Source organism: Micromonospora sp. WMMC250 (assembly GCF_027460215.1).
In the GTDB taxonomy this organism is placed as follows: Bacteria; Actinomycetota; Actinomycetes; order Mycobacteriales; family Micromonosporaceae; genus Micromonospora; species Micromonospora taraxaci.
On the sequence record NZ_JAPZBJ010000002.1, the window covers coordinates 6,140,649 to 6,161,718 of the forward strand.

Here is a 21,070-nt window from a genome sequence, read left to right on the forward strand (position 1 = left end):
TCGTTCAGTCTCGCCGACTAGGGTGCAGTCAGGCACTCAATCGCAGCGAGGGAGAAGCAGATGGCGGGTCGACTCGCGGTCGTCGGGGCCGGGTTGATGGGTTCCGGCATCGCCCAGGTGGCGGCGCAGGCGGGCTGGCAGGTGACGCTGCGCGACCTGGACGACGCGGCCACCACCCGGGGTCTGGGCGGTATTCGGAAGTCACTGGAGAAGTTCGCCGAGAAGGGCAAGATCGAGGCGTCCGAGGTCGAGGTGACGCTGGCTCGGATCACCCCGACCACCGACCTGGAGGCGGCGGCGGACGCGGACATCGTGGTCGAGGCGGTATTCGAGCGCCTGGAGATCAAGCACGAGGTGTTCCGCGCCCTGGACAAGATCTGCAAGTCGGACGCGGTGCTCGCCACCAACACGTCGGCTATCCCGGTCACCCAGATCGCCGCGGTGACCGAGCGGCCCGAGGCGGTCGTCGGCACGCACTTCTTCTCCCCGGTGCCGATGATGCAGCTCTGCGAGCTGGTCCGTGGCTACAAGACCAGCGACGCCACGCTGGACACCGCGCGGGTCTTCGCCGAGGAGATCGGCAAGACGGTCGTGGTGGTCAACCGGGACATCGCCGGCTTCGTCACCACCCGGCTGATCTCCGCCCTGGTGATGGAGGCCGTCAAGCTGGTGGAGTCCGGCGTGGTGTCCGCGGAGGACCTGGACACCGCCTGCCGGCTGGGCTTCGGGCACGCGATGGGCCCGCTCGCCACCACCGACCTGACCGGCGTGGACGTGCTGCTGCACGCCTCGAAGAACATCTACACCGACACCGCCGACGAGAAGTTCTTCCCGCCGGAGCTGCTCCAGCGGATGGTCACCGCCGGCGACCTCGGCCGCAAGACCGGCAAGGGTTTCTACACGTACTGAGTGTGGCGACCGGGGCGGGACGTCCGCCCCGGTCGGCCGCTCAGCCGTCGCGCTTGGTGGTCCAGCGGAAGCTCGTCAGGCAGAGCACCACGCCGATCACGCACCACAGGACCAGCACCAGCGCGACCCGTCCCAGCTCGAACGAGCCGCCGGGCTCCTGCGCGCCGAAGCTCTCCGGCAGGAAGACCGCGCGTAGCCCCTGGCACATCCACTTGAGCGGGAACAGCGCCGCGACCTGCTGCATCCAGGTGGGCAGCTCGGTGAAGACGAAGAACACCCCGGAGATGAACTGGAGCACCAGGGCGACCGGGGTGACCACGGCGGAGCCGCTGCGCGCGGTGCGGGCCAGCGACGAGATGGCGATGCCGCACAGGGTGCACGCGGTCACGCCGAGCACGGAGACCCAGCCGAAGGTGAACCACTTGCCGGCGGTGCCCGGCAGGTCGAGGTCGAACAGCGCCACCGCGACGGCCAGCAGCAGCACGGTCTCCGCGATGCCGATCGCCACCACCATGATCACCTTGCCGGCGAACCAGACCCACTTCGGCATCGGCGTGCCCCGGTACCGCTTGAGCACCCCACGGTCCCGCTCGACCGGGATCCAGATGCCGAGGTTCTGGAAGCTCACCGTCATCAGGCCGGTCGCGATCATGCCGGTGATGAAGTACTGGGTGAACTTGACCCCGCCGCCGATCGTCCCGTCGAAGATCGACGCGAAGATCAGGATCATGATGATGGGGAAGCCCATCGTGAAGACCACTGACTCCCGGCTGCGCAGGAACTGGGTGATCTCCAGCCGGCCCTGGCGCAGCGCGAGCGCGCCGGCCCCCGGCCTCCGCCCGCGAGTCGCGGTGACCGGCGTCGCCGGCTTCGTCGTGGTCGTCATCGCGCGTGTCCGATCATGGTGAGGTAGACGTCCTCCAGGGTCGGCCGGGTCACGGTGAGCCCGGGGACCTCGCCGCCGTGACGCGCGGCCAGGTCGGCGACCAGGGCCGTCGGCGTCGCGCTCTGCACGCTCTCCAGTGCCCCGTCCGGGGTACGCCAGGAGACCGTCGCGAGGGCCTCCTGCCGGTTGCCCAGCCGGTTCGGGGCGGCCACCTCCACCAGCCGGCCGCCGGCGATCACGCCGACCCGGTCGGCGAGCGCCTCCGCCTCGTCCAGGTAGTGGGTGGTGAGCACGATGGTGGTGCCGGCGGCGGCCAGGTCGCGGATCAGCTCCCAGAACTCGCGACGCGCCTCCGGGTCGAAGCCGGTGGTCGGCTCGTCGAGGAAGAGCAGCTCCGGCCGACCAACAATGCCCAGTGCCACGTCCAGGCGGCGCTTCTGCCCGCCGGAGAGGGTGTGTGTGCGGGCCTTGGCCTTGCCGGCCAGCCCGACCCGCTCGATCACCTTCGCCGGGTCGTCGGCGTCGAGGTAGAAGCCCGAGAAGTGCCGGACCACCTCGGCCACCGTCAGCTCGTCGAACTCGCCGGTGCCCTGGAGCACGATGCCGACGCGGGACCGCCAACCGGCGTCGGGGTTCGCCGGGTCCGCGCCGAGCACGGAGACCTCGCCGGCATCCCGCCGCCGGTAACCCTCGAGGATCTCCACCGTGGTGGTCTTGCCGGCGCCGTTCGGGCCGAGCAACGCGAACACCTCGCCGCGGTGCACGTCGAGGTCCACGCCCGCCACCGCCACGTTGTCGCCGTACGCCTTACGCAGCCCCCGGACGGAGATGGCCAGCTCGTCATCCATGCCGTCCAGTGTGCGTCCTGGCAGCAACGGGCGGGTGCCCGGGGTGTGGCGATGCGCGCCACTGCGGGTGCTTAACGCCCGGTCGTCCTCGACATGGACCTGTGTGGTTTTCCACAGCCCTTTTTACTGGGCGGTAACTTAAACTCCGGCCATGGACGAGACGGCATTTCCGGGGCGGCTGCCCGAGCGGGACCGCCCGTGGGTGATGCGCACCTACGCCGGCCACTCGTCGGCGGCCGCGACCAACGCCCTCTTCCGCCGCAACCTGGCGAAGGGGCAGACCGGCCTGTCGGTCGCCTTCGACCTGCCCACCCAGACCGGGTACGACCCGGACCACGAGCTGGCCTCCGGTGAGGTCGGCCGGGTCGGCGTGCCGGTGGCCCACCTCGACGACATGCGGGCGCTGTTCGACGGCATCCCGCTCGCCGAGATGAACACCTCGATGACCATCAACGCGCCGGCGATGTGGTTGCTCGCCCTCTACGCCGGTGTGGCGTCGGAGCAGGACGCCGAGTTGACCCGCTGCGCGGGCACCACGCAGAACGACATCATCAAGGAGTACCTGTCCCGGGGTACGTACATCTTCCCGCCGGCCGCGTCGCTGCGGCTCACCGCCGACGTGGTGGCGTACACGCTGCGGGAGATGCCGCGCTGGAACCCGGTCAACATCTGCTCGTACCACCTCCAGGAGGCCGGTGCCACGCCCGTGCAGGAGGTCGGCTTCGCGCTGGCCACCGCGGTCGCCGTGCTCGACGCGGTCCGCGACTCCGGTCAGGTGCCCGCCGAACGGATGGGCGACGTCGTGCAGCGGGTGTCGTTCTTCGTCAACGCCGGGGTGCGTTTCGTCGAGGAGATCGCCAAGATGCGCGCCTTCGGCGAGCTCTGGGACGAGATCACCCGGGAGCGGTACGGGGTCACGGAGGCCAGGCAACGGCGGTTCCGGTACGGAGTGCAGGTCAACTCGCTCGGCCTCACCGAGGCGCAGCCGGAGAACAACATTCAGCGCATCGTGCTGGAGATGCTCGGCGTCACGATGTCCCGCGACGCGCGGGCCCGCGCCGTGCAACTGCCCGCCTGGAACGAGGCGCTCGGCCTGCCCCGCCCGTGGGACCAGCAGTGGTCGCTGCGGATGCAGCAGGTCCTGGCGTACGAGTCTGACCTGCTCGAATATCCCGACCTCTTCGCCGGCTCGCACGTGATGACCGCGCTCGTCGACGAGATCGTCACCGGGGCGCGGGTCGAGCTGGACAAGGTCCTCGAACTGGGCGGCGTGGTCGCCGCCGTGGAGACCGGGTACCTCAAGAGCGCGCTGGTCGCCTCGCTGGCCGAGCGCCGCCGCCGGATGGAGTCCGGCGCCGACGTGGTGGTCGGGGTCAACAGGTACGCCGAGACCGAACCGTCCCCGCTCACCGCCGCCGGGGCGGACGCCGTCGAGCAGGTCGACCCGGCCGTCGAGGCAGCCGCCGTCGACCGCGTACGCCGATGGCGTGCCGATCGGGACGGCGCGGCCGTGGACGCGGCTCTCGCCCGGCTCCGCGCGGACGCCGCGAGCACCGCCAACCTGATGCCGGCGACCCTGGACTGTGTGCGGGCCGGGGTCACCACCGGCGAGTGGGCCGGCGCGCTGCGTCAGGTCTTCGGCGAGTACCGCGCACCGACCGGCCTGGCCGGCGCCACCGGCAGCGGCGGCGACCCGGGGCTCGCGGCCGTCCGGGCACGGGTCACCGCCACCGCCCGTGAGCTGGGCAGCGGCCGGCTGCGGCTGCTGGTCGGCAAACCCGGCCTGGACGGGCACTCCAACGGCGCGGAGCAGATCGCGGTACGCGCCCGCGACGCCGGTTTCGAGGTCGTCTACCAGGGCATCCGGCTGACCGCCGCGCAGATCGTGGCCGCCGCCGTCGAGGAGGACGTCGACCTGGTCGGGCTGTCGGTGCTCTCCGGGTCGCACCTGGCCGCCGTGCCCGCGGTGCTCGACGGGCTGCGCGCCGCCGGCCGGGCGGACCTGCCGGTGGTGGTGGGCGGCATCATCCCGGCCGGCGACGCGGACACCCTTCGGGCCGCCGGGGTGGCCCGGGTGTTCACCCCGAAGGACTTCGCCCTCACCGACATCATCGACGACCTGGTGACGGTCATCCGTCGTGCCAACGACCTGCCCTGACCAGGCTCGCCCTGGACGTCAGACCCGGAAGCCGGCGGCGCGGGCCGCGTCACGTTCCCGGCGGCGTTCCGAACGTCGCCGGAAGAACCAGTAGACGAAGAACGCCAGGCCGACCAGGAAGACGAGCACCAACACCGGCAGGAGGACCGCCACCAGGGAGACCACGACGCTCGTCGCGTCCTCGGCGGTGCTCGCGACCGGGGCGCCGAAGCCGGCGGTGGTCGCGTTGATCACCGGGCGAGCCGCGGACTTGAGCAGGTGCACGCCCAGCGCCAGCAGTACGCCGGTGACGACCGGCACCCACTGGTGGGTCGAGAAGAAGCTGCCCGGGTCGCTGACCGTCACCGTCTCGGACGAGGAGCCGGCGCCGAAGGCCAGGCCGCCGGCTGTCGGCCGGACCACCGTCTGCACCACGTCGTTGATGTGGTCGACGACGGGCACCTTGTCCGCCACCATCTCCACGGCCAGCAGCACGGCCATGATGAGGATGACCCAGCCGTTGCCGAGCCAGGTCCAGCCGCTGGGCAGGTCGATCAGGTCGGTGTAGCGGCCGAGGAGACCGAGGATGAGCAGGGGTATGTAGGCGTTCAGTCCTGCCGAGGCGGCGAGACCGGTGCCGGTGAGAACTTCGAACACGGTCTCAGCATCGCATCGACGCGCCAGTGCCGCTCGCTGGCGACCGGCGGGTGCTCGGCTACCCTCGTCGGGTGCGGTTGGTCATTGCGAAGTGCTCGGTGGACTACGTCGGACGGCTCTCGGCTCACCTGCCGCCGGCCACTCGGTTGCTGATGGTGAAGGCGGACGGGTCGGTGTCGATCCATGCCGACGACCGGGCGTACAAGCCGTTGAACTGGATGAGCCCGCCGTGTCGGTTGGAGGAGGCCCCCGGTGTGTGGCGGGTCGTCAACAAGGCCGGCGAGGAGTTGCGGATCACCCTGGAGGAGATCTTCCAGGACACGTCGTACGAGCTGGGCGTGGACCCAGGCCTGCGCAAGGACGGCGTGGAGGCGCACCTGCAGGAGTTGCTGGCCGCCAACCCCGAGACGCTGGGGGAGGGCTTCACGCTGGTCCGCCGCGAGTACATGACGGCGATCGGCCCGGTCGACCTGCTGTGCCGGGACGCCAACTCCGGCGCCGTCGCCGTCGAGGTCAAGCGGCGCGGCGACATCGACGGCGTGGAGCAGTTGACCCGCTATCTCGAGTTGATGAACCGTGACCCGCTGCTCAGCCCGGTTGCCGGGGTCTTCGCCGCTCAGGAGATCAAGCCGCAGGCCCGGGTGCTCGCCACCGACCGGGGCATCCGGTGCGTGGTCGTGAACTACGACAAGCTGCGGGGCATCGAGAAGGACGAGCTGACGCTGTTCTGATCGGCCGCTCAGCTCCCGGTACGCACCGCGATCAACGACTTGGGCAGGCCGAAGACCCGCTCGACGAGCATCGTCGAGTCGGGGAAGTAGTGGCGCATCTGCGAGCGGTCCAGCAACTCGGTCCAGAGCACCTGGTGGATGGCGGCGTCGTGGCTGCGGGTCGGCTTGTGCCCCAGCGGCCAGCGTTGGGCGAGCGCGGTGCGCAGTCGTACCGGTAGGAACTGCATTCCCGGCGCGATCCAGTGCGGCTCGATGGGGAAGTAGCGGTACGGCGTCTGCACCCAGTGCCGGTCGGCCAGCGAGCGGACGGAAGCCGCGAAGCGCAACCGCCGTTCGTGCCCGCCCACGTGCTCCAGCACCGAGTTCGAGAAGACCATGTCGTAGCTGCCCCTCATGACGTGCTCCGGCAGGTCGCAGGCGTCGGCCTGTTCGACGTGGGCCCATTCCGGAACGATGGACGGGGGCTGTTCCAGGTTGACGACCGTCACGCGTGCCGGCCGGACGGTGGCGCGGTGCCAGGTGCCGAGCCGGCCGCCGAGATCGACCACGTGCATGTCCCCGAGGTCGGGGAAGGTGCGGGCCAGCCAGTCGGAGCGGTGCCGACGCCGACGGGCGCTCCACGACTGGTCACTGTCGACAAGGCGGTAGCGCAATCGATTGGGGGCCATTTAACGCAATGTACCGCCGTAGCCACGCGTCATAAACATGTGGATACGCCGATCTTTGCTGAAGATCGGTTATCCGACACTCACCTGCCGTACATCACCTTGATCGCCTTGACGAGTCGGGCCATGTCGGTCGGCGTCCGTTCGAAGGTCATCGAGGGCAGCAGCGACCGGGCGCGACGTCGGGTGATCGCCTTGGCCCGGCCGAACTCGCGCAGCCCGTCCTCGCCGTGGATCCGCCCGAAGCCGGAGTCACCCACCCCGCCGAACGGCAGTGTGGACATGCCCGCGAAGGTCAGGGTGGAGTTGACCGAGGCCATTCCGGAGCGCAGCCGCCGCGCGATGGCCACCGCGCGTCGTCGGCCGAAGACCGAACCGCCCAGGCCGTACGGCAGGGCGTTGGCGCGTGTGACGGCCTCGTCGGCGTCGCGGACCCGGTTGATGGTCAACGTGGGGCCGAAGGTCTCCTCCCGGACGGCGGCGGAATCCTCCGGGACGTCCACGAGCACCGTCGGGTGGACGTACGGCGGCTGCACCGCATTCGAGCCGCCGAGTGCGGCACGTCCGCCGGAGGCGATCGCGGAGTCGATGTGCCGGCGGATCACGTCGATCTGTTTCGGCATGGTGATCGGGCCGATGTCGGCGCCCTCGGATCCGACGGTCAGTCGACCGGCGCGGGTCACCACCTTGTCGACGAAGGTGTCGAAGACGGAGTCGACCGCGTACACCCGCTCGATGCCGATGCAGGTCTGCCCCGCGTTGGTCATGCCGCCCCAGACGCACGCCTCGGCGGCGGCGTCCAGGTCGGCGTCGCTGTCGACGATCATGGCGTCCTTGCCGCCACCCTCGATGAGCACCGGGGTCAGCGTCTCGGCGCAGGCGGCCATGACCTTCCGGGCGGTAGCGGTGGACCCGGTGAAGGCCAGCTTGTCGACCCCGGAGCGGCACAGGGCGGCACCGACGTCGCCCAGGCCGTGCACGGCGGTGAACACCTGCTGCTCGGGCACCACCTCGGCGAAGCTGTCCACCAGCCACTGGCCGACGGCGGGCGTGTACTCGCTCGGCTTGAGCACCACGGCGTTGCCGGCCGCGAGGGCGTACGCGGCGGAGCCGATCGGCGTGAAGACGGGATAGTTCCACGGCCCGATCACGCCGACCACGCCGTGCGGCTGGTATTCGAGGTGCCCGGAGAACTCGGCGAGGATGAGCCGGGAGCGCACCCGGCGCGGGCCGAGCACGCGGGCGGCGTTGCGGGCGGCCCAGTCGATGTGCTCGATCGCGGTGACGATCTCGACGATCGCGTCGGCGACCGGCTTTCCGCCCTCGACGTGCACCACCTCGGCCAACTGCTCGATCCGCTTGGCGAGCAGGGCGCGCCACCGCAGCAGCCGGTCGCGGCGGCCGGTGAAGCCGAGCCCGGCCCACCACTCGCCGGCGACGCGGGCGTGTTCGACGGCCTGGCGCACGTCGGCGTCGGTGGCGACGGGGAAGCGACCGGCCTCGACGCCGGTGGCCGGACTGGTCGACACCAGTTGGCCCGCCTCGATGATCGGGATGCCCGGGACATGCACAGCCGTCATGGCGGAAGTCTAGACCCGAAAATTACTCGCTGGTAGCTCACGATTCGAGGAGTCCCGACGGGAGTCGCGCAGCCCCGACCGATCGTTGATCAGTGCAGGTCAGGGCGTTGGTGTCGAAAACCTCTCGCCCGAATCGTCGAACGGCAGGTGGCCGGGAGGTGACGAGAGGCTGACCGGCCGGTCGGTATTGACGATTACCGTCTGATGGCAGGCTGACGCGCGGAGTAACGGTGTGGGGTGGAGGGCTGACTGTCCATGGAGGAACATCCGGAACTGATGCCGCTGTTGACGGTCGCGGGTGGGCCGATGCGCGGGGCGAGCTTCCGAGTGCGCACCGAACCGCAGGTGATCGGCCGAGCGCCGACCGGTCACGTGGTCATCAACGACCCGCACCTGAGTCGTCGCCACGCCGAGGTGTGGCTGGCCCCGGAGGGCCTGTCCCTGCGGGATCTGGGCTCCACCAACGGCACCTGGCTCAACGACCGTCGGATCACCCAGGTGGAGTTGCTCTCCGACGGCGACGTGATCCGGCTCGGCCGTACCGAACTGCGCCTCTTCGACCCCGGGGTGGCGCTCACCGATCCGGTGGGTCTCAGCTTCGGCCCGTCCCGGCGCGACGTCCGACCGACACTGCCGCTGCCGCTGGCGACACCACCGGGCCGACGGTAAGCGCGGCCCACACCCGGGGCGGTCCCCGGATGGTTCCCGGACCCCTGGATTGTCGGGGTCGAGCGTGGCAGCATGCCGCGGATGGAGACCGAGCAGCGGACCGTGACCGCGAACGGCATCACCCAGGCGGTACGCGTGGCCGGCCCCACCGACGGCACGCCGGTGCTGCTGATCCACGGCAACTGCTCATCGGCGCTGTTCTGGGAGCCGCTGGTCCGCCGCCTGCCACCGACGTTGCGGGTGGTCGCCCCCGACCTGCGCGGGTACGGCGACTCCGAGACGGCCCCGGTGGACGCCACCCGTGGGCTCGGTGACTTCGCCGACGACGTGGCCGCCCTGCTGGACGACCCGACGCTCTTCGGCGCCGACGCCCGCCCGGTGGTGGTCGGGCACTCCCTCGGTGGCGGAGTGGCGATGCGTCTGCTGGTCGACCATCCGCACCGGGTCAGCGCACTGCTGCTCGCGGCGCCGGTCTCCCCGTACGGTTTCGGCGGCACCCGTGACCTGATCGGCACGCCGACCACCCCGGACTTCGCCGGCACCGGCGCCGGCACCGCGAACCCGGACTTCGTCGCCCGGCTCGCGGCCGGTGACCGGGGCGTGGACGCGCCGGCCAGCCCCCGTGCCGTGCTGCGAGCCACCTATGTGGCCGATCCCGCCTCGCTCGGCACCGACGAGGACCTGCTGCTGGACACCGTGCTCTCCACCGCCACCGGGGACGACAACTACCCGGGCACGGCGGTGCCCTCGGACAACTGGCCCGGCACCGCGCCCGGGGAGCGTGGTGTGCTCAACGCGCTCGCGCCGACCTGGTTCCGGGTCGCCGACGACCTGGTGGCCGTCGCCGAGAAGCCCCCGATCGCCTGGGTACGCGGAGACGCCGACGTCATCGTCTCGGACACCTCGCTGTTCGACCTGGCGTACCTGGGTTCGCTGGGTGTGGTGCCCGGCTGGCCGGGCGAGGAGGTCTGTCCACCGCAGCCGATGGTCGGACAGACCCGCGCGGTGCTGGAGCGGTACGCGGCGGAAGGCGGGGCGTACCACGAGGTGGTGCTGCCCGGCTGTGGTCACAGCCCGCACCTGGAACGTCCGGCGGAGTTCGTCGCGGAGCTGCTCGCCCTGGCCACGGTGCCCGCCACCTGACGGGCACGACGTCGTGGGTGAAATATGCCACGGCGTCTCGACAACACACCGTCACGTGGCAGACTCGCGCGCATAACCTTAGCGGCCGTTCAGTGGCCGTGCGGAGTCTCTGGGGAGGCCGGTCGTGGCGCGCGATTTCAGCACCGTGGGCGTGGTGGGGCTGGGCACCATGGGTGCCGGCATCGTCGAGGTCTTCGCCCGCAACGGCATCGACGTCGTGGCCGTCGAGATCTCCGAGCCGGCGCTGGAGCGCGGCCGGGCCACCCTCACCGGCTCCACCGACCGCGCGGTGGCCAAGGGCAAGCTCGCCGCGGCGGACCGCGACGCCCTGCACGAGCGGGTGCACTTCGCGGTCGGGCTGGACGCCCTGCACTCCGTCGACCTGGTCATCGAGGCGGTGCCCGAGCACCTGGACCTCAAGCAGCGGATCTTCGCGGAGCTGGACCGGGTCTGCCGGCCGGAGACCATCCTCGCCACCAACACCTCCTCGTTGAGCGTCACCGAGATCTCCGTGGCCACCAGTCGGCCCAACCAGGTCATCGGCATCCACTTCTTCAACCCGGCACCGGTGATGAAGCTGGTCGAGGTGGTCCGCACCGTCGTCACCTCGCCCGAGGTGGTCGCCGACGTCGAGGCGCTCTGCGCCCGGCTCGGCAAGGTCGACGTCACCATCAACGACCGGGCCGGCTTCATCGCGAACGCGCTGCTCTTCGGCTACCTCAACCACGCCGTCGGCATGTTCGAGTCGCACTACGCGACGCGGGAGGACATCGACGCCGCCATGAAGCTCGGCTGCGGCCTGCCGATGGGCCCGCTGGCGCTGATGGACCTGATCGGTCTGGACACCGCGTACGAGATCCTGGACACGATGTACCGGCGCGGCGGCCGGGACCGCCGACACGCCCCGGTGCCACTGCTCAAGCAGATGGTGACGGCGGGGCTCCTCGGCCGGAAGTCGGGTCGGGGCTTCTACACCTACGAGCGGCCCGGTTCGCCGAAGGTCGTACCCGATGAGACGACGCCGCTGGCCACGGACGCGGCGCTCGCCGACGGCGCGCGCGCCGTGACCAAGATCGGCATTGTGGGTTCCGGGACGATGGCCATCGGGATCATCGAGGTCTTCGCGAAGGCCGGCTACGAGGTCGTGTCGGTGACCCGTGGCGTCGAAAAGTCCGCGACGGTGTGCGAGGCCGTGAAGACCTCGCTGAACAAGGGCGTGGTACGGGGCAAACTCGCCGAGGACGACCGGGACGCGGCGCTCGGCCGGATCACCTGGTCCGCCACGCTGGACCACCTCGCCGACGTCGACCTCGTGGTCGAGGCGGTGATCGAGGAGCTGAGCGTCAAGAAAGCCCTCTTCGCGAGCCTCGACGAGATCTGCAAGCCGGGCGTCGTGCTGGCGACCACCACCTCCTCGCTGCCGGTGATCGACGTGGCGATGGCCACGCAGCGGCCGGCCGACGTGGTGGGGCTGCACTTCTTCAACCCGGCGCCGGTCATGCCGCTGGTCGAGGTGGTCCGCACCATCCGCACCTCACCGGAGACCACCGCCACCGCCCGCGCGGTCTCCGCCGCGCTCGGCAAGACCGGCGTGGTCTGCGGCGACCGGTCCGGGTTCATCGTCAACGCGCTGCTCTTCCCGTACCTCAACGACGCGGTGAAGATGTTGGAGGCCAGCTACTCGACGGCCGACGATATCGACCACGCGATGAAGTTGGGCTGCGGCTACCCGATGGGCCCGTTCGAGCTGCTCGACGTGGTCGGGTTGGACGTCTCGCTGGCCATCCAGCGCGAGCTGTACCTGGAGCTGCGCGAACCCGGCTTCGCGCCCGCGCCGCTGCTGGAACACCTGGTCACCGCCGGCTACCTGGGCCGCAAGACCCGCCGGGGTTTCCGCGACCACTCGCACCGCTGACCGGTCAACGCCGGAGGGTGCCGACGGCGTCTGCAAGGTGTGACCTTCGAGGAGTACGTCAGCAGCCGGGGTCCGGCGCTGGTCCGGCTCGCCCGGTTGCTGACCGGTGACGCACACCGGGCCGAGGACCTCACCCAGGAGGTGCTGTCCCAGGCGTACGTGCAGTGGCGTCGGATCGCCCGCGCCGACCGACCCGACGTTTACGTGCGCCGCATGCTGGTCAACGCCAACATCTCCTGGTGGCGTCGGCGGTCGAACCGCGAGCTGGTCGTCGACACCTTCGCCGACCGGCCGCACCGCGGCGACCTCGGCCGCGAGGCGGCGGACCGGGACGAGATGTGGCGGCTGATCGTCGACCTGCCCGACCGCCAGCGCGCGGTGCTGGTGCTGCGCTACTACGAGGACCTCGACGACACGACGATCGCCCAGATCCTGGACTGCTCGCCGGTCACCGTCCGCACCCACGCGATGCGGGCGCTCGCCAACCTGCGGGAGCGCTGCGGTGCCCCGGCCACGAACGGGAGCCGACCATGACAGACCTCGACGAGCGCATCGTCCTGACGCTGCGGGAACACGCCGAGGGGCCGGTGGACGGCGACCGGCTGCTGGTCTGTGCGGTGCGTCGGGGGCGTACCCGGGTGCGTCGGCGGCGGGTCGCCGCTGGTGCCACCCTGAGCGTGGTCGCGCTGATCGGCGCCGGCGTGGCCGTCGGGCCGATGGGTCGCCTGCCCGGCCTCGATCACGCTGTCACACCCGGCCTGGCCGAGACCACCGTCGCCTTCCTGCCGCCGTCGGTCGACGGCGCTCCGGGCGCGGCGGCCCGCCCCGACCAGATCGGTAGGGACCCCGCCCTGCTGCACATCGGCCTCGCCCCGGGCGGCCCCCGGTTCCTGGAGTGGAACGTGGCGGGCGGCATCGAGTCCGCGAAGCTCGAGGTGGGTGGCCGGACAGTCACCTTCGATCTGACCTCGGCAGATGTCCTGCGATCCGTGAGCCCGGTGAACATGCCGCCGCTGGAAGGTCCGCTTGGCAACAGCTACGACGGTGCCGTGGTCCGCGAGGACGGCCTCGACGGCGTGCCGACATGGCGGCGCTACTGGCAGCCGGCCCCCGGCGTGTACGCCGGAGCCAGCGTGTCCGGTCCGGACAAGGAACCGCTGCACGACGTGGACGCGGCGTTACGGCTCGATCGGGCCTACGCCTGCGCCGGTCCGCTGCGGTTGACCGAGTTGCCGGCGGGTGCCGAGTTCAGCCGCTGTTGGATGGTAGTGAGCGCCTTCCCGGCCGCGTACGCGGTGATACTGCACGTGAACGACGACCACCGGAGCGTAGGAGCGAGTGTCGAGCTTCAGTACGCAAACACCACGATGATTGCCGACCCACCCGCGAACCGGACGATCGGTGGCAGACCCGCGTATCTCGACCCGGCCGGCGAACGGCTGGAACTCCTGGACATCCCTCGGGCCCAGTTGTCCGTCGCGTTCAACTACGAGCAGAGCTTCAGCGAGGCGGAGGCGACGACGGTGCTCCTCGGTGCGCGGGTCGCCGAACACCTGGACCAGCCCGCGACCTGGTGACCGCCCCGGGCCGTCGCGCGGAACGGACCGTACGCTTGGTGACTGTGAGCCCCCGTCGCAATCGCCCTCGCCGGGACGAGAACGCCAACCTGGACGCCGATCGGGTCCGGCAGGGCGTCGCCTCGGTGCAGCAGTGGACCGACGGCGCCTGGCAGGTACGCGGGATCGGCGCGGGCGCGTCGGTCAAGACGTACCGTTGCCCCGGCTGTGACCAGGAGATCCGACCCGGGGTGGCGCACCTGGTGGCCTGGCCGGCGGACGGCCTGGGCGACCTGACCGATCGGCGGCACTGGCACAGCGGCTGCTGGCGCGCCCGGGACCGACGCGGCCCGGCGGTGCAGCGCGGCCGGGGCACACCGCGCTACTGAGCGACCTGGATCACCCTGTTCGTGCCTGGGTGGGCGGCGGCGGCGGTTTCGCGACAGACTTGGGCGGTGAGCACAGCGATCCGCGCGTCGTCGATCCTGCCCGGCCGCCGGGAGAACATCGAGCTGCACACCGCCGACGGTCTGCGACTGGTCGGCGAGTTGGCGCTGCCGGCCGACCGCCCGCCGGTGGCCACCCTGGTCTGCCTGCACCCGCTGCCCACCCACGGCGGGATGATGGACAGCCACGTCTTCCGCAAGGCGGCCTGGCGGTTGCCCGCGCTGGCCGACCTGGCGGTGCTGCGGTTCAACACCCGGGGCACCAGCAGCCTGCGCGGCACCAGCGAGGGCGAGTTCGACGGTGCTGTGGGCGAGCGGTACGACGTGGCCGCCGCCATCGAGTACGCCGAGTTCGCCGAGCTGCCCAACATCTGGCTCGTCGGCTGGTCGTTCGGCACCGACCTGGCCCTCAAGTACGGCTGTGACCCGGCGATCGCCGGGGCGATCCTGCTCTCCCCGCCGCTGCGCTTCTCGGCCCCGGACGACCTGGCCACCTGGGCCGCCTCGGGTCGGCCGTTGACCGCGCTCGTGCCCGAGTTCGACGACTACCTGCGGCCGACCGAGGCGCGGGAGCGGTTCGGTGCGGTGCCGCAGGCCGAGGTGGTCGGGGTGCCCGGTGCCAAGCACCTCTGGGTGGGTGACGCGGAGACGGTGCTCGACGAGATCGTCCGGCGGGTCAACCCCGCCGTCGAGGTGCCACTGCCGACGACCTGGGACGGCCCGATGGAGGCCGGCGACGTCAGCGCGTACGCCGACCGGACGGTGGCGTCGTTCGCGGACACGCCCGTGCCGCAGCCGGGCGACTGACGGTCACCCTCTCTCCTGGCGGGGCAGCACCACCTCGCGCAGGATCAGTTGCAGCGCGGCCACCGTGGGGATGGCGATCAGCGCGCCCACCACACCCAGCAGCGCCACTCCGAGCAGCGCGGCGAGCAGGGCCGCCACCTCGTTGACCTCGACCGAGCGCCGCATCACCTTCGGGTAGATCAGGTAGTTCTCCACCTGCTGGTAGATCAGGAAGAACACCGCGCAGGCGATGCCGGTGGGCAGGTCGGCGGCGAAGCCGACCAGGCTCACGATCACCGCGCCCAGTGTCGCGCCGATCTGCGGGATCAGGTCGGTCACCGCGACCACCACCGCCAACGCGAACGGGTACGGCAGCCCGACGATCAGCGCGAACACGAAGGTGGTCGCCCCGGCCAACACCGCGATGCTCAACGCGCCGACCATGTAGGCGCCCACCTTGGCGAGGATCTCGTCGCCGATCAGCTGCACCCGCTCCCGTCGCGAGCGGGGCACCAGCGAGTAGCCCAGGGCACGCAGCTTGTTGAAGTAGGCCAGGAAGTAGATCGTCAGCACCAGCACGGTAAGCGTCCGGAACACCGTGCCGAAGATCAGTTGAGCCCCACCGAGCACCCCGCCCAACGCCCGGCCGACAGTCTCCGCGTTCGCAGCGCCCTGGACGCGCTCCACCACGTCGTACCGCTCCACCAGGTCGTTGACCGTCGGATTGCGGCGCAACTCGTCGAGCAGGCTCGGGATCTGGTCGATGAACTGCCCCGACTGGGTGACGATCGGCGGGACCAGCGCGACAACTCCGCCGCAGAGCAGCAGCACCACAGTCAACGCCACGAGCGCCACCGCCAGGCCGTGCGGCACACCCCAGCGACGTAGTCGGACCACCGCCGGGTTGAGACCGACCGCGAGGAAGAGCGCGATCACCACCAGCACCAGAATGCCGCCAGCGTTGCGAATCCCCAGATAGAGGGTGTACGCCAGCAGCACGCCCAACGCACCCGTGAAGCCGATCAGGAAGCTGCTGCGGCGCAACGGGCGCCCCGGGGTGCCGAACTTCCCGGACGGGACAGCCGGCGGCTCGTCCGGGTCGATTCCCGGCGCGGGGACCGGCACCGGAGGCGGCACCTCGGCTGGCTTGTCCGGGGGATCGGTCGGCTTGTCCGGGTCACCGGCTGACGGGCGACCGGCTGGCTTGTCCGGGTCACCGGCTGAAGGGCCTCGCTGCGGCACCAGGACCTCCCGGGTCAGGCGGTGGGTCGGCCGGCTAGGGCGACGAACGCCCGCCAGGAGGCCGGCGCGAAGACCAGGACGGGACCGCTCGGGTCCTTGCTGTCCCGAACGCCCACCACCCCGGGCAGATTGTCCGCCACCTCGACGCACTCGCCGTTGCCGCTTCGGCTCGACGTGCGCCAGTGCGCGCCGGTCAGGTCCATTCCGTCACAACTTCCTTCATCAGGTCGATCGACTGCCGACGGGGGAGAGCGCGGTTTCTGATCATTTCCCAGCGCGCCAGCAGCGTAGCTACCTCATGGTCGCCATCGACCACGAGACCGTCAATCTGGTGCTCCATGTGCCCCACCCAACCGCCGTCCGCGCCTCGGGCCAGGTTGAACGGTCCCGACAGGCCGACGTGCAGCCCCGTCTCTGCCGGAATGACGTGCAGGCTGACGTGGGGGCCAGCGATGCCTTCCGACCGTAGTGGTGTCCTCAGCACACTGTCACGTACCTGGTCGCTCCCGGACCACCCCGATCCCACCGCGCGGGCCTGCCGTCTGCACCTCGGCGCGACCGTGCCCTAGTTGAGGAGGCATCGCTATGCCCATCTCCATATCGCGCCCCGCCGGTCGGTCGCTGCCCGTCGCCATCACCTCGGCGTCCCGGCTGTCCACCGGCCGCACGCCGCCGGGTTCCCGCTCTCGGGGCAGGGCACGTACCCCGGTGTCGGGGCTGCCCCAGCCGCGGCTTGGGCCGTACCCCGCGTTCCCGCGACCCTGCGGCGCTCGGACGCCGCACACCCCGCTGCGACCCATGTGGTGCTGCCGAGCCGACGGCCTGCCGTGGCCCTGCGCGGACGCCCGGCTGCTGCTCAAGGCGGAGTTCGACAGCGATCCGGCCGCGCTGACCATCTACCTCGCCGGGCTCTACCACGAGGCGGCGCACGACCTGTACCAGCTCAATCCCTACGACGGGCCGGCACCTCGGGAGCTGTTCGAACGCTTCGTGGCGTGGGGGCCGTTCCGCCGCCCGATCATCGACCCACCTCCTGACCACGAATCCGAGCAGGAGTGATCCACTCGCCATTCAGGAAATCGGGGTGTCCTGGCAGCAGGACACCCCGACTTCGCCGAACTCGTGTGGATCTCGAAGCTCGCGCCCAGGCTCAGTCCTTTTCGATGGTGACCTTGCTGGGCTTGGCGCTGCGCTCGTCGGTGGTCGGCTTGGTGGGCCGCTTACCGTTCTCACCGGTGCTGGTGATCTTGGTCGGTTTGGCGTCCCGGCCGCCCACGCCCGGGACGGCGGCGACGGTCGGCTCACCGTCCACCCCGGCGCTGGCCGTGCCACCGTCGACGGTGGTCACCGGTTCGGCCACCGGACGAGTCGCCGGTTGGCCGGCGTCCTCCGCAGTGGCGTTCACCGGCTGCCTGGTGTCGGCGGGCTCGGCCTTGAGACTGGTGGCCGCACCCGACCCGGCCGGCGTGCCGGGGTCGACGGGTGTCGAGCCGGAGACGGCCACGCCGTCGTCGCCACCGCCGGCTGCGCTGCTGCTCGCGGCGTCGTCGGGCGTCGGCGCGGTCGGACCGTCGATCGGGCCGGCGACGTTCTGCAACCGCAGCTCGGCCATCTGCCGCTGGAGGTCGTCGGACTCCTGCCGGGCCTTCCAGGTCTCCTGCCGCAGGTCCGCCAGTTGCTGCTGGGCCTGGGCGATATCCAACATCACCTGGGCGAGCTGCTGCCGACCTGCCGCCGCCTCCTGCTGGGTGGCTGCCAGGTGCTGCTGCGTGGTGGCCAGGTGCTGCTGGGTGGTGGCCGCGTACTCCTCGAACTGCCGACGCGAGGACGCGACATGCTCGTCGGCCTCGCGGCGCTTGTCGTCGGCCTCGGTCGTGGCCCGGCTCAGCAGCTCGGTGGCCTCCGCCTCCGCCCGCTCACGCAGAGCCGCCGCGTCCTGCTCGGCCGCCTGGAGGACCCCCGCCGCGCCCTGCTCGATCTCGTTCTTGCGGGCCGTGTATTCGGTCTCCAGCTCGTCCCGACGAGTGGTGTACGTGGTCTCCAGCTCGTTCTTACGGCTGGTGTACTCGGTCTCCAGCTCGTCGCGGCGGCCGGTGAAGCCCGCCTCCAGTTCCTGCTGACGGCTGGTGAACCCGGTCTCCAGCTCCTGCTGGCGGGACGTGTGCTGCTTGTCCAGCTCGTCGCGGTGCTTGGCGTACTCCTGCTCGGCCGCGGCCCGTCGCTGCTCCAGCTCCCGGTCGGCAGCCTCCCGCCGGGAGTTGACCTCCTGCTCCACCCCGGCCCGCCACGCGCCCAGTTCCTGCTGGGTCTGCTCCCGGGTGTGCTTGACGTACGCCTCGGTCTCGGTGCGCATCCGCTGCACGTACGCCTCGGTCTCGGCGCGGTTGCGCTTGGCCGACTCGGACGCCTGCGTGATCAGCCGCTCCGCCTCCTGCTGCGCCTTGGCGCGGGTGGCCCGGCCCGCCATCGACGCGTCGTCGATGATCTGCTTGGCCTCCTGCTGCGCCTTGGCGTGCGTGGCCCGGCCCGCCTCGGTGGCGGTGTCGGTGAGCCGCTTGGCCTCCTGTAGGGCCTTGGCGTGCACCTCCTTGGCCGCCTCGCGCAGGTCGTTGGCCTCCTGCCGGGCGTTGGCCAACGTCTCGCGAGCCGTCTCGCGCAGCTTGGTCGACTCCTGCTGGGCCCGGGTGTGGATCTCCTTGGCGGTGTCCCGGAGCTGGGTGGCCTCCTGCTGAGCCTTGGCCAGCGCGTCCTGCGCCGCCTTGCGCAGCTGCGCCGACTCGTCCCGGGCCGACCGCAGGGTCTTCTCCGCCTCGGCCCGCTGGGCGGCGCTGTGCCGCTCCTCCTCCGCGCGCCGCGCGGCGAGGGCGATCTCGAAGTCTTTCAGTGCCCGGTCGGCCTGCTCGCGGGCCTCCTCGATGATGTGCTCGGCGGCGGCGCGACGGGCCTCGATCTCCACGTTGGCGTCGGCGACGATCTGCTCGGCCAGCTCCTCGGCCTGGCTGAGGATCGAGTCGACGAGCGGCCCCAGGTGCTTGAACGAGGCCTTGTCCACCACGTTCATCTGCTTGCGGATCTGGGTCAGGTCACGTTGGAGCACCTCGACCTGGCCGGCGAGCTTGTGGATCTGTGTGTACGCCTGTTCTCGTTCGGCGGCGAGGGTCGCGATCTCGTGCTCGGCACGTGCGACATACCGGTCGACCTGTTTCCGTTCATACCCCCGCAGGGCGGACTCGAAGCTGGGCTCCGTCGTCACGTCCCCGCCGAGAGCGAACAGTTCCTCGCCGTGCGACATGCCCCCATCCTCACACGCATCGGACCCTGCTGGGGCGATACGGACGGGCCTTGTGCGAGCTACTTCACTCCGTTTGGGGCGGCGGATTCCACGAACTGGGAAACGCATACGGCGCGAGGTGCGACCGGTCACCCGGTGTCACCTCGCGCCGTCGATGCCCCGACCTACGCCACGCGTCAGCCAGCGGTCTCCGCGGGAACCCGGTCCTGACCGCCGTCGGTCTTCTTGGCCTCCGGCTTGGCCGCCGGAGCCGCCGCAGCCGGCACTCCCGGAACGATGCCGGCGAGCCCGGAGAGCATCTGGCCCAGCTGCGAGGTGACCGCGTCCTTCTGCCGGGTGAGGTCCTCGACCTCGCGGCGGGCGGCCTGCGTGGTCAGCTCCGCCTCCGTGCGAGCCTCGGTGAGCAGGCGCTGCGACTCGGCCTTGGCCTCGTTGAGCGTCTTCTCCGAGTGCGCCTTGGCCTTGTCCACCGTCTCGGCGGCGTTGCGCTCCGACTCGATCCGGCGAGCCTCGGCGCGCTGCTCGATCTCCTTGGCGCGCTCCTGCGCGGCCCGGGCACGCTGCTCGGCCTCGCTGACCAGCTTCTGGGTCTGCGCGACCTGGGCGGCGTGGCGCTCGGACTCCTCGCGCTCGGCCTTCTCGCGCCGCTCGGCGAGCTGAAGCTCCAGAGCCTGGAGGTCCTTGTCGCGCTTGTCCCGTGCGTCGGTCAGCAGCTTGGTCGCCTCGGCGCGCTTCTCCTCGGCCTCGCGGGCGGCCTTCGCCCGCTGCTGGGTGATCTCGCGCTCGGCGGTGGCCCGGAGGGTGGCCACCTCCCGCTCGACGGTCGACTTCAGCTCGGCCACCTCGTGCGCGGTGACGGTGCGCAGCTGCTTGGTCTCGCGGTCGGCGTCCGCGCGCAGCGTGTCGGCCTCACGGCGGGCCTGCACCCGAACCTCGGCGGCCTCGCGCTCGGCGGCCGTGCGCAGGTTGCCCGCCTCACGCTCGGCGCTCGCCTTCATGGCGGCGGCCTCGGCGCGTGCCTTGTCGGTGATCTCGCGAGCCTCGAGGCGGGCGGCGGAGAGGATGCCCTCGGACTCGCGCTTGGCCTCGTTGCGGTGGTCGTTGGCCTGCTCCTCGGCGAGCCGGAGGATCTGCTCGACGCGGGTGCCGAGCCCGGAGAGGGTGGGCCGGTTGTTCTCTTCGAGCTGCTTGTTCGTGTCGGTGAGCTTCTGCTCCAGCGCGCTCATGCGCTGTTCTGCCTGGCGGAGCCGACGCTGGGCGTCGTTCATCCGCTGCTCGGCCTCGGCACGGGCCTGCTCGGACTGGGTGAGCGCGGCGGTCATCCGGCCGAGGAAGTCGTCGACCTGGTGAGTGTTGTATCCGCGCAGGCCCACGGTGAAATCTGGCTGCGAGTTCGCGTTATCGAAGAACGCGAGAGGGGAGGACTGCTGCTGGGGCATTGGGACATACTGGCAGACGCCCCAGGGTGGTTCGCAAGAGCGGTGCGGAGCTTTCATGCCCTCTTTGCATGGTCAACTTCCGCGTTCGGCAGGGCCGGACCAACCGGCGATCTTGGCAGGTCCCGGGCGGGACGGACGCCATGCGGTGTGATCCGGAAAAGGGCCCCGA

Annotated in this window: 21 protein-coding genes; 11 read left to right on the top strand and 10 right to left on the bottom strand. The window is 70.9% G+C overall.

Features of this window, described 5'->3' with window-relative positions; genetic code table 11:
• Positions 1 to 60 precede the first annotated feature (60 nt).
• Positions 61 to 909 (top strand): 3-hydroxyacyl-CoA dehydrogenase family protein, encoded by an 849-nt coding sequence (locus O3438_RS27875; protein ID WP_269682584.1) that lies wholly within the window; start codon positions 61 to 63, stop codon positions 907 to 909.
• A gap of 40 nt (positions 910 to 949) precedes the next feature.
• On the opposite strand, the gene O3438_RS27880 is transcribed toward O3438_RS27875, so the two are convergent.
• Both O3438_RS27880 and O3438_RS27885 read right to left on the bottom strand, forming a co-directional pair.
• Entirely contained in the window at positions 950 to 1,795 is an 846-nt protein-coding gene (locus O3438_RS27880; protein ID WP_269682585.1) for an ABC transporter permease, read from the bottom strand.
• Positions 1,792 to 2,643 (bottom strand): ABC transporter ATP-binding protein, encoded by an 852-nt coding sequence (locus O3438_RS27885; RefSeq protein WP_269682586.1) that lies wholly within the window; start codon positions 2,641 to 2,643, stop codon positions 1,792 to 1,794. Before O3438_RS27885 ends, O3438_RS27880 begins: the two co-directional genes overlap by 4 nt.
• Positions 2,644 to 2,794: 151 nt before the next feature.
• Between O3438_RS27885 and O3438_RS27890 the strand changes: the two genes are divergently transcribed.
• Entirely contained in the window at positions 2,795 to 4,801 is a 2,007-nt protein-coding gene (locus O3438_RS27890; protein WP_269682587.1) for a protein meaA, read from the top strand.
• Positions 4,802 to 4,819: 18 nt separating this feature from the next.
• Here O3438_RS27890 and O3438_RS27895 read toward each other — a convergent pair whose 3' ends face one another.
• Entirely contained in the window at positions 4,820 to 5,437 is a 618-nt protein-coding gene (locus O3438_RS27895) for a DUF4126 domain-containing protein (RefSeq protein ID WP_269682588.1), read from the bottom strand.
• A gap of 71 nt (positions 5,438 to 5,508) precedes the next feature.
• Between O3438_RS27895 and nucS the strand changes: the two genes are divergently transcribed.
• Complete coding sequence (gene nucS / locus O3438_RS27900) at positions 5,509 to 6,168, top strand: endonuclease NucS (protein WP_269682589.1); 660 nt, start codon at positions 5,509 to 5,511, stop codon at positions 6,166 to 6,168.
• 8 nt (positions 6,169 to 6,176) lie between these two features.
• On the opposite strand, the gene O3438_RS27905 is transcribed toward nucS, so the two are convergent.
• Together O3438_RS27905 and O3438_RS27910 are read right to left on the bottom strand one after the other, a co-directional pair.
• Positions 6,177 to 6,836, bottom strand: a complete 660-nt coding sequence (locus tag O3438_RS27905) for a class I SAM-dependent methyltransferase (protein ID WP_269682590.1) — start codon at positions 6,834 to 6,836, stop codon at positions 6,177 to 6,179.
• A gap of 80 nt (positions 6,837 to 6,916) precedes the next feature.
• A complete protein-coding gene (locus tag O3438_RS27910) occupies positions 6,917 to 8,413 on the bottom strand; it encodes an aldehyde dehydrogenase family protein (RefSeq protein WP_269682591.1) in 1,497 nt (498 codons plus the stop codon).
• Between the two features lie 255 nt (positions 8,414 to 8,668).
• Here O3438_RS27910 and O3438_RS27915 point away from each other — a divergent pair, with 255 nt between their 5' ends.
• From O3438_RS27915 to O3438_RS27945, 7 genes are all read left to right on the top strand, one after another.
• The gene (locus O3438_RS27915; protein WP_269682592.1) at positions 8,669 to 9,082 is read left to right on the top strand and encodes an FHA domain-containing protein; all 414 of its coding nucleotides are present in this window, start codon (positions 8,669 to 8,671) and stop codon (positions 9,080 to 9,082) included.
• A gap of 72 nt (positions 9,083 to 9,154) precedes the next feature.
• Positions 9,155 to 10,225 (top strand): alpha/beta fold hydrolase, encoded by a 1,071-nt coding sequence (locus O3438_RS27920; RefSeq protein ID WP_442929666.1) that lies wholly within the window; start codon positions 9,155 to 9,157, stop codon positions 10,223 to 10,225.
• Positions 10,226 to 10,349: 124 nt separating this feature from the next.
• Positions 10,350 to 12,140, top strand: coding sequence for a 3-hydroxyacyl-CoA dehydrogenase family protein (locus tag O3438_RS27925; RefSeq protein ID WP_269682594.1), 1,791 nt, complete (start codon positions 10,350 to 10,352; stop codon positions 12,138 to 12,140).
• A 39-nt stretch (positions 12,141 to 12,179) separates the two neighbouring features.
• Entirely contained in the window at positions 12,180 to 12,674 is a 495-nt protein-coding gene (locus O3438_RS27930; protein ID WP_269682595.1) for a SigE family RNA polymerase sigma factor, read from the top strand.
• Complete coding sequence (locus tag O3438_RS27935) at positions 12,671 to 13,717, top strand: hypothetical protein (RefSeq protein ID WP_269682596.1); 1,047 nt, start codon at positions 12,671 to 12,673, stop codon at positions 13,715 to 13,717. The genes O3438_RS27930 and O3438_RS27935 overlap by 4 nt, the downstream gene beginning before the upstream one ends.
• A gap of 38 nt (positions 13,718 to 13,755) precedes the next feature.
• Positions 13,756 to 14,085 (top strand): hypothetical protein, encoded by a 330-nt coding sequence (locus O3438_RS27940; protein ID WP_036411703.1) that lies wholly within the window; start codon positions 13,756 to 13,758, stop codon positions 14,083 to 14,085.
• A gap of 66 nt (positions 14,086 to 14,151) precedes the next feature.
• Entirely contained in the window at positions 14,152 to 14,949 is a 798-nt protein-coding gene (locus O3438_RS27945; RefSeq protein WP_269682597.1) for an alpha/beta hydrolase, read from the top strand.
• A gap of 3 nt (positions 14,950 to 14,952) precedes the next feature.
• Here O3438_RS27945 and O3438_RS27950 read toward each other — a convergent pair whose 3' ends face one another.
• From O3438_RS27950 to O3438_RS27960, 3 genes are all read right to left on the bottom strand, one after another.
• On the bottom strand, positions 14,953 to 16,032 hold the full coding sequence (locus O3438_RS27950; protein ID WP_269683774.1) for an AI-2E family transporter: 1,080 nt from the start codon (positions 16,030 to 16,032) through the stop codon (positions 14,953 to 14,955).
• 152 nt (positions 16,033 to 16,184) lie between these two features.
• Positions 16,185 to 16,373, bottom strand: coding sequence for a DUF397 domain-containing protein (locus tag O3438_RS27955; RefSeq protein ID WP_269682598.1), 189 nt, complete (start codon positions 16,371 to 16,373; stop codon positions 16,185 to 16,187).
• The gene (locus O3438_RS27960; protein WP_332367472.1) at positions 16,364 to 16,654 is read right to left on the bottom strand and encodes a Scr1 family TA system antitoxin-like transcriptional regulator; all 291 of its coding nucleotides are present in this window, start codon (positions 16,652 to 16,654) and stop codon (positions 16,364 to 16,366) included. Before O3438_RS27960 ends, O3438_RS27955 begins: the two co-directional genes overlap by 10 nt.
• Before the next feature lie 224 nt (positions 16,655 to 16,878).
• Here O3438_RS27960 and O3438_RS27965 point away from each other — a divergent pair, with 224 nt between their 5' ends.
• Entirely contained in the window at positions 16,879 to 17,229 is a 351-nt protein-coding gene (locus O3438_RS27965; protein WP_269683775.1) for a hypothetical protein, read from the top strand.
• Between the two features lie 91 nt (positions 17,230 to 17,320).
• Here the strand turns inward: O3438_RS27965 and O3438_RS27970 are convergent, their stop codons facing one another.
• Positions 17,321 to 19,462: a hypothetical protein gene (locus O3438_RS27970; protein WP_269682599.1), complete on the bottom strand. Its 2,142-nt coding sequence runs from the start codon at positions 19,460 to 19,462 to the stop codon at positions 17,321 to 17,323.
• A gap of 176 nt (positions 19,463 to 19,638) precedes the next feature.
• Complete coding sequence (locus tag O3438_RS27975) at positions 19,639 to 20,901, bottom strand: DivIVA domain-containing protein (RefSeq protein WP_145779232.1); 1,263 nt, start codon at positions 20,899 to 20,901, stop codon at positions 19,639 to 19,641.
• Between the last annotated feature and the right edge of the window lie 169 nt (positions 20,902 to 21,070).

What these genes read in the sequence shown, in the direction of transcription:
- O3438_RS27970 (WP_269682599.1), bottom strand. Translation starts at nt 19,462, where the DNA reads ATGTCGCACGGCGAGGAACTGTTCGCTCTCGGCGGGGACGTGACGACG.
- O3438_RS27875 (WP_269682584.1), top strand. Translation starts at nt 61, where the DNA reads ATGGCGGGTCGACTCGCGGTCGTCGGGGCCGGGTTGATGGGTTCCGGC.
- O3438_RS27975 (WP_145779232.1), bottom strand. Translation starts at nt 20,901, where the DNA reads ATGCCCCAGCAGCAGTCCTCCCCTCTCGCGTTCTTCGATAACGCGAAC.
- O3438_RS27920 (WP_442929666.1), top strand. Translation starts at nt 9,155, where the DNA reads ATGCCGCGGATGGAGACCGAGCAGCGGACCGTGACCGCGAACGGCATC.
- O3438_RS27955 (WP_269682598.1), bottom strand. Translation starts at nt 16,373, where the DNA reads ATGGACCTGACCGGCGCGCACTGGCGCACGTCGAGCCGAAGCGGCAAC.
- O3438_RS27885 (WP_269682586.1), bottom strand. Translation starts at nt 2,643, where the DNA reads ATGGATGACGAGCTGGCCATCTCCGTCCGGGGGCTGCGTAAGGCGTAC.
- O3438_RS27880 (WP_269682585.1), bottom strand. Translation starts at nt 1,795, where the DNA reads ATGACGACCACGACGAAGCCGGCGACGCCGGTCACCGCGACTCGCGGG.
- O3438_RS27905 (WP_269682590.1), bottom strand. Translation starts at nt 6,836, where the DNA reads ATGGCCCCCAATCGATTGCGCTACCGCCTTGTCGACAGTGACCAGTCG.
- O3438_RS27910 (WP_269682591.1), bottom strand. Translation starts at nt 8,413, where the DNA reads ATGACGGCTGTGCATGTCCCGGGCATCCCGATCATCGAGGCGGGCCAA.
- O3438_RS27935 (WP_269682596.1), top strand. Translation starts at nt 12,671, where the DNA reads ATGACAGACCTCGACGAGCGCATCGTCCTGACGCTGCGGGAACACGCC.
- O3438_RS27890 (WP_269682587.1), top strand. Translation starts at nt 2,795, where the DNA reads ATGGACGAGACGGCATTTCCGGGGCGGCTGCCCGAGCGGGACCGCCCG.
- O3438_RS27915 (WP_269682592.1), top strand. Translation starts at nt 8,669, where the DNA reads ATGGAGGAACATCCGGAACTGATGCCGCTGTTGACGGTCGCGGGTGGG.